Source organism: Alloyangia pacifica (assembly GCF_003111685.1).
Taxonomy (GTDB): domain Bacteria; phylum Pseudomonadota; class Alphaproteobacteria; order Rhodobacterales; family Rhodobacteraceae; genus Salipiger; species Salipiger pacificus_A.
On sequence record NZ_CP022189.1, the window covers coordinates 1,039,547 to 1,053,055 of the forward strand.

Annotated in this window: 12 protein-coding genes; all 12 read left to right on the forward strand. The window is 67.8% G+C overall.

The window, feature by feature from the left end; translation table 11 throughout:
• Positions 1–22 precede the first annotated feature (22 nt).
• Positions 23–1,225 carry a UDP-N-acetylglucosamine--N-acetylmuramyl-(pentapeptide) pyrophosphoryl-undecaprenol N-acetylglucosamine transferase gene (locus tag CEW88_RS05045; RefSeq protein ID WP_108964973.1) on the forward strand — a complete coding sequence of 401 codons (1,203 nt, stop codon included), beginning with the start codon at positions 23–25 and terminating at the stop codon, positions 1,223–1,225.
• 32 nt (positions 1,226–1,257) lie between these two features.
• Positions 1,258–2,655, forward strand: coding sequence for a UDP-N-acetylmuramate--L-alanine ligase (murC, locus tag CEW88_RS05050; RefSeq protein WP_108967555.1), 1,398 nt, complete (start codon positions 1,258–1,260; stop codon positions 2,653–2,655).
• Between the two features lie 13 nt (positions 2,656–2,668).
• Positions 2,669–2,896 (forward strand): hypothetical protein, encoded by a 228-nt coding sequence (locus tag CEW88_RS05055; protein ID WP_108964974.1) that lies wholly within the window; start codon positions 2,669–2,671, stop codon positions 2,894–2,896.
• 58 nt (positions 2,897–2,954) lie between these two features.
• On the forward strand, positions 2,955–3,200 hold the full coding sequence (locus CEW88_RS05060; protein ID WP_108964975.1) for a DUF2484 family protein: 246 nt from the start codon (positions 2,955–2,957) through the stop codon (positions 3,198–3,200).
• A gap of 51 nt (positions 3,201–3,251) precedes the next feature.
• Positions 3,252–4,181, forward strand: a complete 930-nt coding sequence (murB, locus tag CEW88_RS05065) for a UDP-N-acetylmuramate dehydrogenase (RefSeq protein WP_108964976.1) — start codon at positions 3,252–3,254, stop codon at positions 4,179–4,181.
• Positions 4,182–4,388: 207 nt separating this feature from the next.
• On the forward strand, positions 4,389–5,303 hold the full coding sequence (locus tag CEW88_RS05070) for a D-alanine--D-alanine ligase (RefSeq protein ID WP_438839470.1): 915 nt from the start codon (positions 4,389–4,391) through the stop codon (positions 5,301–5,303).
• Positions 5,291–6,211, forward strand: coding sequence for a cell division protein FtsQ/DivIB (locus tag CEW88_RS05075; RefSeq protein WP_108964978.1), 921 nt, complete (start codon positions 5,291–5,293; stop codon positions 6,209–6,211). Before CEW88_RS05070 ends, CEW88_RS05075 begins: the two co-directional genes overlap by 13 nt.
• On the forward strand, positions 6,211–7,542 hold the full coding sequence (gene ftsA / locus CEW88_RS05080) for a cell division protein FtsA (protein WP_108964979.1): 1,332 nt from the start codon (positions 6,211–6,213) through the stop codon (positions 7,540–7,542). Before CEW88_RS05075 ends, ftsA begins: the two co-directional genes overlap by 1 nt.
• Positions 7,543–7,924: 382 nt before the next feature.
• Positions 7,925–9,580, forward strand: coding sequence for a cell division protein FtsZ (gene ftsZ / locus CEW88_RS05085; RefSeq protein WP_108964980.1), 1,656 nt, complete (start codon positions 7,925–7,927; stop codon positions 9,578–9,580).
• A 267-nt stretch (positions 9,581–9,847) separates the two neighbouring features.
• The gene (gene lpxC, locus CEW88_RS05090; RefSeq protein ID WP_108964981.1) at positions 9,848–10,768 is read left to right on the forward strand and encodes a UDP-3-O-acyl-N-acetylglucosamine deacetylase; all 921 of its coding nucleotides are present in this window, start codon (positions 9,848–9,850) and stop codon (positions 10,766–10,768) included.
• 113 nt (positions 10,769–10,881) lie between these two features.
• Positions 10,882–11,736, forward strand: a complete 855-nt coding sequence (locus CEW88_RS05095; RefSeq protein ID WP_108964982.1) for an outer membrane protein assembly factor BamD — start codon at positions 10,882–10,884, stop codon at positions 11,734–11,736.
• A 27-nt stretch (positions 11,737–11,763) separates the two neighbouring features.
• On the forward strand, positions 11,764–13,416 hold the full coding sequence (gene recN / locus CEW88_RS05100; RefSeq protein WP_108964983.1) for a DNA repair protein RecN: 1,653 nt from the start codon (positions 11,764–11,766) through the stop codon (positions 13,414–13,416).
• Positions 13,417–13,509 lie beyond the last annotated feature (93 nt).

Here is a 13,509-nt window from a genome sequence, read left to right on the forward strand (position 1 = left end):
GCGCAGGAACGAGGTCGAGCACATGGCGCAACACGGCGGGCCGGACCAAGGCAGGCAACCGCTTCTGGTCATCGCGGCCGGCGGCACCGGCGGGCACATGTTCCCGGCACAGGCACTGGCCGAGATCATGCTGCGGCGCGGCTGGCGGGTGAAGCTCTCTACCGATGCGCGCGGCGCGCGCTACACCGGCGGATTTCCCCATTCCACCGAGATCGAAGAGGTCTCCTCTGCCACCTTCGCCCGCGGCGGCCTCATTGCCAAGGCCATGGTGCCGCTGCGCATTGCCAAGGGTGTGCTGTCCATGGCGCGGCGTTTTCGCCGCGACCGGCCGAACGTGGTCGTGGGCTTCGGTGGCTACCCGTCGATCCCGGCGCTCGGCGCGGCGCGGCTGCTGAAGCTTCCCGCGATGATCCACGAGCAGAACGGCGTGCTGGGCAAGGTGAACGAGAAGTTCGCCCACAAGGTGGACGCCGTGGCCTGCGGCACATGGCCGACGCGCCTGCCCGAGGGTGTTGAGGGCATTCCTGTCGGCAACCCGGTGCGCAGCGCCGTGCGCGAGCGGGCAGGGGCGGGCTACATCCCGCCGGGCGATTACCCGATGTCGCTGCTGGTGATCGGCGGCTCGCAGGGCGCTCGCATCCTGTCCGACGTGGTGCCCCCGGCGATCGAGCGCCTGCCGATGGAGCTGCTGCGGCATCTGCGCATCAGCCATCAGGCGCGCGACGAGGACGGCGAGCGGGTGGCGAAGTTCTATTACGAGCACGGAATCGACGCCGAGGTGCAGCCCTTCTTCAACGACGTGCCCGCACGCATGTCCGAGGCGCAGCTGGTGATCTCGCGCTCGGGGGCGTCCTCGGTGGCCGATATCTCGGTGATCGGGCGTCCGTCGATCCTCATCCCCTACGCGGCGGCGCTGGCGGATCACCAGACGGTCAACGCGCAAGGGCTTGTCGATGCTGGCGCGGCGATCCGTATCCCCGAGAGCAAGCTCTCGGTCGAGGCGATGACCGAAGCGATGATGGCCGTGCTCTGCAACCCCGAGGGCGCGGCGCAGATGTCGCGCGCCGCGCTGTCGGTCTCGCATCCTGACGCTGCGCTGGGTCTGGCGCAGATGGTCGAGGAACTGGCAGGATTCGGATCCGACGATACATACGACGCGGAGCCGGAAGCCTATGAGCCCGGCGACGAAGAACAGGCGTATGAGCAGGAGACGGGGCAGAGATGAAACATGAGAACTTCACCGAGGAAGGCGCGCGCATGAGCCCGGCAACCAAGCTTCCGGGCGATGTCGGCCCGATCCATTTCGTCGGCATCGGCGGCATCGGCATGTCGGGCATCGCCGAGGTGCTGCTGAACCACGGCTATGCGGTGCAGGGCTCGGACCTCAAGTGCTCCAAGATCACCGAACGGCTGGTCTCGCTGGGTGCAGTGGTCTTCGAGGGCCAGCGCGCCGAGAACCTCGAGAACGCGCAGGTGGTGGTGATCTCCTCGGCGATCAAGCCGGGCAACCCCGAGCTCGACGAGGCACGGCGGCGCGGCCTGCCGGTGGTGCGCCGGGCCGAGATGCTGGCCGAACTGATGCGGCTCAAGTCGAACATCGCGGTGGCGGGCACCCACGGCAAAACCACGACGACCACCATGGTCGCGACACTGCTCGACGCCGGGGACCTCGACCCCACGGTGATCAACGGTGGCATCATCCACGCTTACGGCTCGAACGCCCGCGTCGGCCTCGGCGAGTGGATGGTGGTCGAGGCCGACGAGAGCGACGGCACCTTCAACCGTCTGCCCGCGACCATCGCCATCGTCACCAATATCGACCCCGAGCACATGGAGCACTGGGGCTCGATCGAGAAGCTGCGCGACGGCTTTTACCAGTTCGTTTCGAACATTCCCTTCTACGGCGTTGCCGTCTGCTGCACTGACCATCCCGAGGTGCAGGCCTTGGTCGGCCGGGTGACCGACCGCCGAGTGATCACCTACGGGTTCAATGCGCAGGCCGACGTGCGCGCGGTAAACCTGCGCTATGAAAAGGGCGTGGCCCATTTCGACGTCGCCTTCCAGGCCGAAGACATGGTGATCGAGGGCTGCACCCTGCCGATGCCCGGCGATCACAACGTCTCGAACGCGCTCTCGGCCATCGCCATTGCGCATCACCTCGGCATGACCGCCGACGAGATCCGCGCGGCTCTGGCCAGCTTCGGCGGGGTCAACCGCCGCTTCACGCGCGTCGGCGAGGTCAACGGCGTCACCATCATCGACGACTACGGCCACCACCCGGTGGAAATTGCTGCCGTGCTGAAGGCGGCGCGGCAGGCATCGGAAGGCCGGGTCATCGCCGTGCACCAGCCACACCGCTACTCGCGGCTGCACACGCTGTTCGACGATTTCTGCACCTGCTTCAACGAGGCAGACGTGGTCGCCATCGCCGAGGTCTACGGCGCGGGCGAGGACCCGATCGAGGGCGCGACCCGCGACGATCTCGTCGCCGGGCTGATCCGCCATGGCCACCGCCATGCCCGCGCGATCCTGTCCGAGGACGACCTCGAGCGGCTGGTGCGCGAGCAGGCGCGTCCGGGCGACATGGTGGTCTGCCTTGGCGCGGGCACGATCTCGGCTTGGGCCAACAACCTGCCCGCGCGGCTGGAAAGCTGAGAAGGGGGCGCTGGTGAGCGTGCTCTGGGCCATCGCGGGGGTGATCGTCCTTCTTTCGGCGGTGGCGGTGCTGGGGATCCTGCGCCGCCTCGTCTTCTTCTTCGCGCTGGCCTTCTTCGCGGGGCTGGCGCTGCAGATCCACCACGACCCCTCGGGCAGCGCCGCCTTGCTGGCGAGCACCGGAGGAGGGCTGCTGGTGGCCTGGCCGGTGCGACGCTTCCTGACCGGAATGCTGATCTGAGCGGCTTGTGAGCTGGCGGGGCCTCCGCCACTCTGGTTCCGACCGCCGGAGATGCTGCATGACCCCATCGCTCTTTCTTGCCTGCCTGTGGCTGGTGCTGGCCAATGTGCTCGGCATGCTGCCCTCGCGCGACAATCACTGGACGCGTGCCTATGTGCTGATCGCGCTCGGGGTGCCGCTGATCGGTTGGGTCTGGTGGCAGAGCGGGCCCTGGGTCGGGATGGTTGTTCTGCTGGCCGGGATGAGCGTGCTGCGCTGGCCGATGCTCTATCTGATCCGCTGGCTGCGCGCCCGGCTGGGCTGAGCTGCTCGCAGGGCCTTTACCCGCGCTTCGGAACGCGGCAGAACCCTGAGCATGATTGACCAGCTTCCCCCCGTCCGTGGCCGCCTCACCGAGGGCCGCCTGCTTTCCGAACTGACCTGGCTGCGCGTTGGCGGACCCGCCGAGGTGCTGTTTCAGCCCGCCGACCTTCAGGACCTGCAGGACTTCCTGGCGGCGCTGCCTGCCGAAGTGCCGGTCTTCCCGATGGGGGTCGGGTCGAATCTCATCGTGCGCGACGGCGGCATGCGCGGCGTGGTGATCCGCCTCGGGCGCGGCTTCAACGGCATCGAAGCCGAAGGCACCCGTGTCACAGCTGGCGCGGCGGCGCTCGACGCCCATGTGGCGAAGCGCGCGGCGCAGGCGGGGGTGGATCTCACCTTCCTGCGCACCATTCCCGGCTCGATCGGCGGGGCGGTGCGGATGAACGCGGGCTGCTATGGCACCTATGTCGCGGACCGCCTGGTCGAGATTCGCGCCGTGACCCGGCAGGGCGCGCTGGTGACCCTTCCGGCCGCCGAGCTGAACCTGCAGTACCGCCAGTCCGAGCTGCCCGAGGGCGCGGTGGTGGTCGAGGCGGTTTTCGAGGGGCCGCAGGGCGATCCGGCGGGACTCGACGCCCGCATGGAGGCGCAGCTGAAGAAGCGCGACGAGACTCAGCCGACCAAGGACCGCACGGCGGGGTCGACCTTCCGCAATCCGGCGGGCTTCAGCTCGACCGGGCGCGAGGACGACACCCATGAGATGAAGGCCTGGAAGGTGATCGACGAGGCCGGGATGCGCGGTGCCACGCAGGGCGGGGCGCAGATGAGCCCGATGCACTCCAACTTCCTGGTGAACACCGGCGAGGCAAGTGCCGCCGATCTCGAAGGGCTGGGCGAGGAAGTTCGAAAAAGGGTTTTCCAACACAGTGGTTTGCAGCTACAGTGGGAAATCATGCGGGTCGGCGATCCGCTTGAAAACTGAGGGCGTTACGCGCCCCAACTATAAAAGCAGCGCCCCCAGGCAGGGCGCGGTGAACGAGGCGGCAGTCTTCCCAGAATCAACTCAGGGTCGCACGCCGTGGTGAATCAGGTTCGCGCGCCGAATTGAGCGGCACGCGGGCAGCTGACCGGGGCAAACCCCGGCGGCAGGCATGGCGGGCATGGCCCGCGCAACGAGGCGGTTTTGGGGATGTCGAGCAGGGCAGCTCCCAAAGTGGCGGTATTGATGGGCGGACCTTCGGCTGAGCGCGAGGTCTCGCTGAGTTCCGGTCGGGAATGTGCCGCCGCTTTGCGGAATGAGGGATTTGAGGTGATCGACCTAGACGCGGGGCCCGACTTGGCCGCGCGGCTTGTGGACCTGTCTCCCGACGTCGTTTTCAACGCACTTCATGGCCGCTGGGGCGAGGATGGCTGCGTGCAGGGCCTGCTCGAGTGGATGCGGATCCCCTACACCCATTCCGGCGTGCTGGCCTCGGCCGTGGCGATGGACAAGGAACGCTCCAAGCAGGTCTACCGCGACGTGGGTCTGCCGGTGGTCGACAGCCTGCTGGCCTCCAAGGCCGAGGTTGCCGCCAGCCACCTGTTGCCGCCCCCCTATGTGGTGAAGCCCTACAACGAGGGCAGCTCGGTCGGCGTCTACCTTGTGATGGATGGCGCCAATCAGCCGCCGCAGCTCTCCGAGGAGATGCCCGAGACGGTGATGGTCGAGACCTATGCGCCGGGCCGCGAGCTGACCACTACGGTGCTCGGCGACCGCGCGCTGACGGTGACCGACATCATCACCGAGGGCTGGTACGACTACGACGCCAAGTACAAGGCCGGCGGCTCACGCCACGTGGTGCCCGCCGAGATCCCGCAGCAGATCTTCGATGCCTGCCTCGATTACGCGCTGCGCGCTCACAAGGCGCTTGGCTGCCGCGGCCTCAGCCGGACCGATTTCCGTTGGGACGAGAGTCGCGGTCTGGATGGGCTGGTGCTGCTCGAGACGAACACCCAGCCGGGCATGACGCCCACCTCGCTGGCCCCTGAGCAGGCGCAGGCCTGCGGCATGACCTTCGGCGCGCTCTGCCGCTGGATGGTGGAGGACGCCTCATGCGACAGGTAGGAGCCGCGCCCGCCCGCGCGCCACAGGCGCAGGCCGGTCGCGCACAGGTATTCCGGTCCGATCCGGCGCCGTCGCGGCTGAAGTACCGGCTCGAGCGGCTCATGCTGACGCCGCTCTTCCGCTTCTCGCTGCGCTTCGGGCTGCCGTTCCTGGTCGGGCTCGGCGGCGCGAGTTGGTATTTCTCGATCGACAGCAACCGCGAGGCCTTTATCGGCGCGGTGCAGTCGGTGCGTGACCAGATCGAGGGCCGCCCGGAGTTCCGCGTCAACCTCATGGCCATCGACGGCGCCAGCGAGAGCGTCGCGGAGGACGTGCGCGAGATCCTCTCGTTGGACTTCCCGCTCAGCTCCTTCGACCTCGACCTCGAAGAGATGCATGGCATCGTCACAGGGCTCGACGCGGTCAAATCGGCGAGCCTGCGGATCAAACAGGGAGGGGTGCTCGAGGTCTCCGTTGTCGAGCGGGTTCCCGTGGTGCTCTGGCGGGGTCTGCGCGGGCTCGAGTTGCGGGACGAGACCGGCGTTTTCGTCGGTCCGGCGGGCACCCGTGCCGCGCATCCTGAACTGCCGGTGATCGCCGGGGCAGGGGCCGAGGCCGACGTGCCCGAGGCGCTTGAACTCTTCGCTGCCGCGGCGCCGCTGGCGGGCCGTCTGCGCGGGTTGGAGCGCATCGGCAACCGGCGTTGGGACGTGGTTCTGGACGAGGGGCAGCGGATCCTGCTGCCCGAAGAGGGCGCCGTGCAGGCGCTCGAACGGGCGATGGCGATGGATGGCGCCGTCGACATGCTTTCACGCGACATCGCGGCGGTGGACCTGCGGCTGGCGCAGCGCCCGACGCTGCGGCTGCATCAGGACGCGGCACAGGAATACTGGCGGATCAAGTCCATCGAGACCGGGGAAAAACGATAATGTTCGAGCTTTACGAGTCCCAGCGCGCGATGCGCAACATGCGCAAGGCGGCGATGCAGCGCGGTGTCGTTGCGGTGCTGGATGTGGGCAGCTCGAAGATCGCCTGCCTGGTGCTTCGCTTCGATGGCACCGAGCGCGGCACGGACAGCGGCGTCGGCTCGCTGGCTGGTCAGGCGGGCTTTCGGGTGATCGGTGCGGCCACCACCCGCTCGCGCGGGGTGCGCTTCGGGGAGATCGCCGCGATGAGCGAGACGGAACGCGCGATCCGCACCGCGGTGCAGGCGGCGCAGAAGATGGCGGGCATCCGGGTCGACCACGTCATCGCCTGCTTCTCGGGCGCCGAGCCGCGCAGCTACGGGCTCGACGGCAAGGTGAGCATCGACGGCAGCATGGTGACCGAGCAGGACGTGGCACGGGTGCTCTCGGCCTGTGACGTGCCCGACGTGGGCCATGGCCGCGAGGTGCTGCACGCGCAGCCGGTGAACTTCGCGCTCGACCATCGCTCGGGCCTCAGTGACCCGCGCGGGCAGATCGGCCGCGAGCTGACCTGCGACATGCATATGCTGACGGTCAACGCCCAGGCGATCCAGAACCTCGCCCATTGTGTCAAGCGCTGCGATCTCGAGCTCGCAGGCATCGCCAGCTCGGCTTACGTGTCGGGCGTCGCGGCGCTCGTCGAGGATGAGCAGGAGCTGGGCGCGGCCTGCATCGACATGGGCGGCGGCGCCACCGGCGTGTCGATCTTCATGAAGAAGCACATGATCTACGGCGACGCGGTGCCGATGGGCGGCGATCACGTCACCGGCGACATCTCGATGGGGCTGCAGATCCCCATGGCCATGGCCGAGCGCATCAAGACCTTCTACGGCGGCGTGCATGCCACCGGGATGGACGACCGCGAGATGATCGAGATCTCGGGCGACACCGGTGACTGGCACCACGACCGCCGGCAGGTGAGCCGTGCCGAGCTGATCGGCATCATGCGCCCGCGGGTCGAGGAAATCCTCGAGGAGGTGCGCGCCTGCCTCGACGCGGCGGGCTTCGAGCATCTGCCGAGCCAGCAGATCGTGCTGACCGGCGCGGCGAGCCAGATCCCCGGTCTCGACGGGCTGGCGAGCCGGATCCTCGGCAGCCAGGTGCGCCTTGGCCGTCCGATGCGCGTGCACGGGCTGCCGCAGGCCGTCACCGGGCCGGGCTTTGCTTCGGCGGTGGGCATGTGCCTCTTCGCGGCGCATCCGCAGGACGAATGGTGGGACTTCGAAATTCCGATCGAGCGCTATTCCTCGCGGTCGCTCCTGAAAGCGGTGAAGTGGTTCCGCGACAACTGGTAAGCGCATTTCTTGCCGCAGAAAACGCTCTGTTCACGAAGAGTTCGGGGTGACGCCGCGCAGAGAAACCGCGTAATGTGAAGGCTGATCCGCGCGCAAGACGCGGTCAGGGAGAGGCGAGCAGGCATCTCCGACACAGACAAAGAGATTCGGCTGCGCCTTCTGCCAAGCAGGGGGTGTCCCTGAGGTGTGTTGTATTACCGCCAGCGTCAGACGCAAGACTTGGTAGGGACTGGCGAAATCTCGCGCGAATAGTCAATCCTAAAGCCATATTTCGTGGTGGATCTGTGTTTTTTACGTGACCCAGCGCTAGGATCCCGGTAATAATTGTCGCAAGGCGCAGGACAGGCGCGAAACAAGTCATAAACGACAGGCGGAACATCACATGGCACTCAATCTCTCGATGCCCGGCCAGGAAGAGCTCAAGCCCCGGATCACCGTATTCGGCGTCGGCGGCGCTGGTGGCAACGCAGTCAACAACATGATCACCAAGCAGCTCGAAGGCGTGGACTTCGTGGTTGCCAACACCGACGCGCAGGCGCTGCAGCAGAGCCTGTCGACCGCCAAGGTCCAGCTTGGCGTGAAGGTGACCGAGGGTCTTGGCGCAGGCGCCCGCCCGTCGGTTGGCTCGGCGGCCGCCGAAGAGAGCATCGAGCAGATCGTCGATCACCTCGCGGGCGCGCATATGTGCTTCATCACCGCCGGCATGGGCGGCGGCACCGGCACCGGCGCGGCCCCGATCATCGCGCAGGCCGCGCGTGAGCTCGGTGTGCTGACTGTCGGCGTGGTGACCAAGCCCTTCCAGTTCGAAGGCGCCAAGCGCATGCGCCAGGCGGAAGACGGCGTCGAGCACCTGCAGAAGGTGGTCGACACGCTGATCATCATCCCGAACCAGAACCTGTTCCGTCTGGCCAACGAGAAGACCACCTTCACCGAGGCTTTCAGCCTTGCCGACGACGTGCTCTACCAAGGCGTCAAGGGTGTGACCGACCTCATGGTTCGCCCGGGCCTCATCAACCTCGACTTCGCCGACGTGCGCGCGGTGATGGACGAGATGGGCAAGGCGATGATGGGCACCGGCGAGGCGGACGGCGAAGATCGCGCCATCCAGGCCGCCGAGAAGGCCATCGCCAACCCGCTGCTCGACGAAATCAGCCTCAAGGGCGCCAAGGGCGTGCTCATCAACATCACCGGTGGCCACGACCTCACCCTGTTCGAGCTTGACGAGGCGGCCAACCGCATCCGCGAGGAAGTGGACGCAGACGCCAACATCATCGTGGGCTCGACCCTTGACGACACGATGGAAGGCCGCATGCGGGTTTCGGTCGTCGCGACCGGCATCGACGCTTCGGGCTCGCAGGGTGAAATGCCCGTGCCGCGCCGTCCGCTGTCGCAGCCGCTCGCCCAGCCGGAAGAACAGCCCGTTGCCGCCGCCCCGGCGCCGCAGCAGCCCGTCGCCCCGCAGCCGGTGGCCGCACAGGCCGCGCCGCAGCACGCTCCGGTGGCAACCCAGCAAACCTACGAAGAAGACGAACCGTCGCTCTTCGGCGAGATGGGGGGTGCCCAGCAGGAGGTGGCCGAGACCGATGACGGTCTGCCGCCGCCCGCCTACCGCCCGCAGCCGGTCCAGCGCCAGCCCGACCACGCGCCTCTCGACGTCGCGCCCGACAGCTTCGTGGCGCCGCGCGCCCCGGGTCAGCCTTCGGCCGACACGATGAAGCGCCTGCACGCCGCGGCGGCCCGCAACAACCGCCAGGGCCAGCCCGCCGGGGCGCGTCCGCAGCAGGCCGAACCGCAGCGCGCGCCGGAAGCCGAGAAGCCCCGCTTCGGGATCAACTCGCTGATCAACCGCATGACTGGCCACCACGCCCACGAACAGCAGGCCCAGCCCGCTGCGCCGGCAGCGCCTCAACCGCAGCCGCAGGCCCGCCGCCAGCCGCCGATGCAGGCCCAGCGTCCGGCGCCCGCCCCGGCCCCGGAAGAGGCGCCCGAGCAGGACCGGATCGAGATCCCGGCCTTCCTGCGCCGCCAGGCAAACTGACATATTTCACCCGCGCGGGCTCGCGCGGGTGCACGATCTGCGCAAGGCGCGTCGGAACACCCTCTCGGAAGAGAGGGTGTTTTTCGTTGTAAACCAAGTATTTGGCGGAGGTTCGCGAAGGTCCGGCGTGCATCCGCCCATTAGGAAACCCGCATGTTTCACTTCGTTGCAATACTTGATTTGAGAACTTGTCCCCCTGTGAGTATCTCCCTCCCAGCAAAGGTGCGCGCCGCTGGGGAGGGGGCGCTCCAGACAAAGGTGACCAAAGTGCAAACGACGATCCGCAGTGCAGTGAGCTTCCAGGGCGTGGGCCTTCATTCCGGCGCGCCTGTCCGGATGACCATTTGCCCGGCCGCCGCCGAGCACGGCATCTGGTTCAAGCGCACGGACATCGAAATCGGCGACGCCCTCGTCCCCGCCCGCTTCGACGCGGTCGAGATCTCGCCGCTCTGCACCCTCATCAAGAACCGCGCCGGCGTCTCGGTGTCGACCATCGAACACGTGATGGCCGCGCTCGCCGGTTGCGGCATCCACAACGCGCTGATCGAGATCGACGGTCCCGAGGTTCCGATCGTCGACGGCTCCGCCGCACCCTTCGTTCGCGCGATCCTCGCGCGCGGCGTGCGCGAATTGCGTGCTCCGGTCCGCGCCATCGAGATTCTCAAGACCGTCGAGGTCGAGACCCCAGGTGGCTGGGCGCGCCTGTCTCCGGGACAGGGCACCACGATGGAGTTCCACATCGATTTCGCCGACGCCGCGATCGGCACCCAGGACAAGGCGATCAACCTCGCCAACGGCAGCTTCGTGCGTGAGCTCTGCGACAGCCGCACCTTCTGCCGCCAGGCCGATGTCGACGCGATGCAGGCCAATGGACTGGCGCTCGGCGGCACCTACGAGAACGCCGTCGTGGTCGATGGCGACAAGGTCCTTTCGCCGGGTGGCCTGCGCCACACCGACGAGGCCGTGCGCCACAAGATGCTCGACGCCCTTGGCGATCTCTACACCGCTGGCGCGCCGATCATCGGCCATTATACCGGCTTCAAGGCTGGCCACGCGATCACCAACAAGCTGCTGCATGCGCTCTTCTCGACAGACGGTGCTTACCGGCTGACAGTGTGCGATGCGCAGATGTCCGCGCGCCTTCCAGGCGCCGGTGTCGAACGCGACGAGATCCCCGCGGTTGCCTGACAGCGGCGGCGTGCTCAAATCGCCGTTAAGGCGTTTTGCCCCGGAAATTTCTGTGCTAGGACCGAGCCAAGGCCCCGGAGGGGGCTTGGCAAGGAATGTGAGGTAAGTCGGGCATGGCAGGCGGCAGGTCGCGAAATGCGGTGATCGGGGCGGCTTTCTCCGCGATTCTCCTGGTAGGCTGCTCGGCTCAAGAGCAGCCCGGAACCGGCCCTGGCGGGGTTCCGATCGAGAACTACACCGCCGAGCAGATTTTCGAACGCGGCGAGTTCGAGATGGAGCGTAGCGACGCCGAGCGCGCTGCGTACTACTTCGGCGAAGTCGAGCGGCTCTATCCCTATTCGGACTGGGCCAAGCGGGCGCTGATCATGCAGGCCTACAGCTACCACCGGGCCAAGGATTATGAAAATTCCCGCTCGGCGGCACAGCGCTACATCGACTTCTATCCCAGCGACGAGGATGCCGCCTATGCGCAGTATCTTCTGGCGCTGTCCTATTACGACCAGATCGAGGAAGTCGGTCGCGACCAGGGGCTGACCTTCCAGGCGCTGCAGGCGCTGCGCACGGTGATCGAGCGCTATCCCGACAGCGAATACGCGCGCAGCTCGATCCTGAAGTTCGACCTCGCCTTCGACCACCTCGCGGCGAAGGAGATGGAGATCGGGCGCTACTATCTCAAGCGCGAGAATTACGGTGCCGCGATCAGCCGCTTCCGCGTCGTGGTCGAGGATTTCCAGACCACCACCCACACCGCCGAGGCGCTGCACCGGCTGGTCGAGGCTTATCTTTCGCTGGGGCTGGTTGAAGAGGCGCAGAGTGCCGGGGCGATCCTTGGATACAACTACCGAGGCACGCAATGGTACCAGGACAGCTACAAGCTGCTGACCGGTCGCGGGCTGGAACTTGAGGCCGCCGGCGACAGCTGGCTGGCACAGGTGTACCGCCAGATGATCAAGGGCCAGTGGATCTGAGGGAGAGCGGCTCGACCGCCTGAATGGATGCTCCGAGCGCTTGAAATCCGAGATCTGCTGATCATCGACCGGCTGGACCTGAACTTCCAGCCGGGCCTCAACGTGCTCACCGGCGAGACCGGGGCAGGCAAATCCATCCTTCTCGACAGCCTCGGCTTCGTGCTTGGCTGGCGCGGTCGTGCCGAGTTGGTGCGTGCCGGTGCCGCGCAGGGCGAGGTGACCGCCGTCTTCGAGCTGTCTCCCGGCCATGCCGCCCGCGCGGTGCTGAACGAGGTCGGGCTGCCGGTCTCGGACGAGCTGATTCTGCGCCGGGTGAACAGCGCCGACGGTCGCAAGACCGCCTGGATCAACGACCGCCGCGCCAGCGGCGAGGTATTGCGGCGCCTGTCCGAAACGCTGGTGGAACTGCACGGCCAGCACGACGACCGCGGCTTGCTGAACCCTTCGGGGCACCGCGACATCCTTGACACCTATGCCGCGGTGACCGCCGAGCTCGCCGCCGCCCGCGCGGCCTGGGCCGAGCAGCGCAGCGCCCGCAAGCGGCTTTCGGAGGCCGAGGCGGCGCTCGAAGCGGTGCGCGCCGAGGAGGACTTCCTGCGCCACGCCGTGGCCGAGCTCGACAAGCTCGCGCCCGAGGCCGGGGAAGAGGCCGAGCTGGACGCGCGCCGTCGCATGATGCAGGCCGCCGAGCGCATCCGCGCAGACATCGCCCGTGCCGGCCACGCGCTCGGCAGCGACGGGGCAGAAGGCGCCATGGCCGATGCGCTGCGCTGGCTCGACGGGGCTTCCGAGGGCGCGGAGGGGCGACTCGACGCGGCAATCTCGGCGCTGACCCGTGCCATGGCCGAACTCGACGAGGCCGCGCGCGAAGTGGAAGACACGCTCGAGGCGCTCGACTTCGATCCGCGCGCGCTGGAGGACACCGAGGAGCGGCTCTTCGCCATCCGCGGCCTTGCCCGCAAGCACAACGTGCTGCCCGACGAGCTGGCCCCGCTGCGCGAGACGCTCTCGGCACGGCTGTCGGCGCTGGACAATTCCGCCGAGGAGCTGGACACGCTTGGCGCCGAGTTGCGCCGGACAGAGAAAGCCTATGACGCCGCTGCCGCCGCGCTGACCGAGGCCCGGCGCGAGGCCGCTGGCCGGCTCGACGCCGCCGTGGCCGCGGAGCTGGCGCCGCTCAAGATGGAGCGCGCGGTCTTCCGCACCGAGATCATCGAGGCCTCCGAGGGCCCAGAGGGGCGCGATGCCGTGGCCTTCACCGTCGCCACCAACCCGGGCGCGCCCTCCGGCCCGCTCAACAAGATCGCCTCGGGCGGCGAGCTGTCTCGCTTCCTCTTGGCGCTCAAGGTGTGCCTCTCGGAGGAGCAGGGCGGCGAGGTCACGATGATCTTCGACGAGATTGACCGGGGCGTCGGTGGCGCCACCGCCGCCGCCGTGGGCCGCCGTCTCGCGGCGCTGGCCGAAGGTGGGCAGGTGCTGGTCGTCACCCACTCGCCGCAGGTCGCCGCGCTCGGCGCGCATCACTGGCGCGTGGCGAAACGGGTGGAGAACGACGTCACCCTGTCGTCGGTCACCCCGCTGGGCGCAGGCGAGCGCGAGGACGAGATCGCGCGGATGCTCGCGGGGGACACGGTCACCCCCGAGGCGCGGGCGGCGGCGCGGGCGCTTCTGGTCGGCTGAGGCGCGGGCGTCCCACGGGATTTTGCGTATCTGGAAATCGAAGAAGGGACGGGCGCGGCGCGCCGTCCCAATCGTTTTTGGTGCACTTCGCCT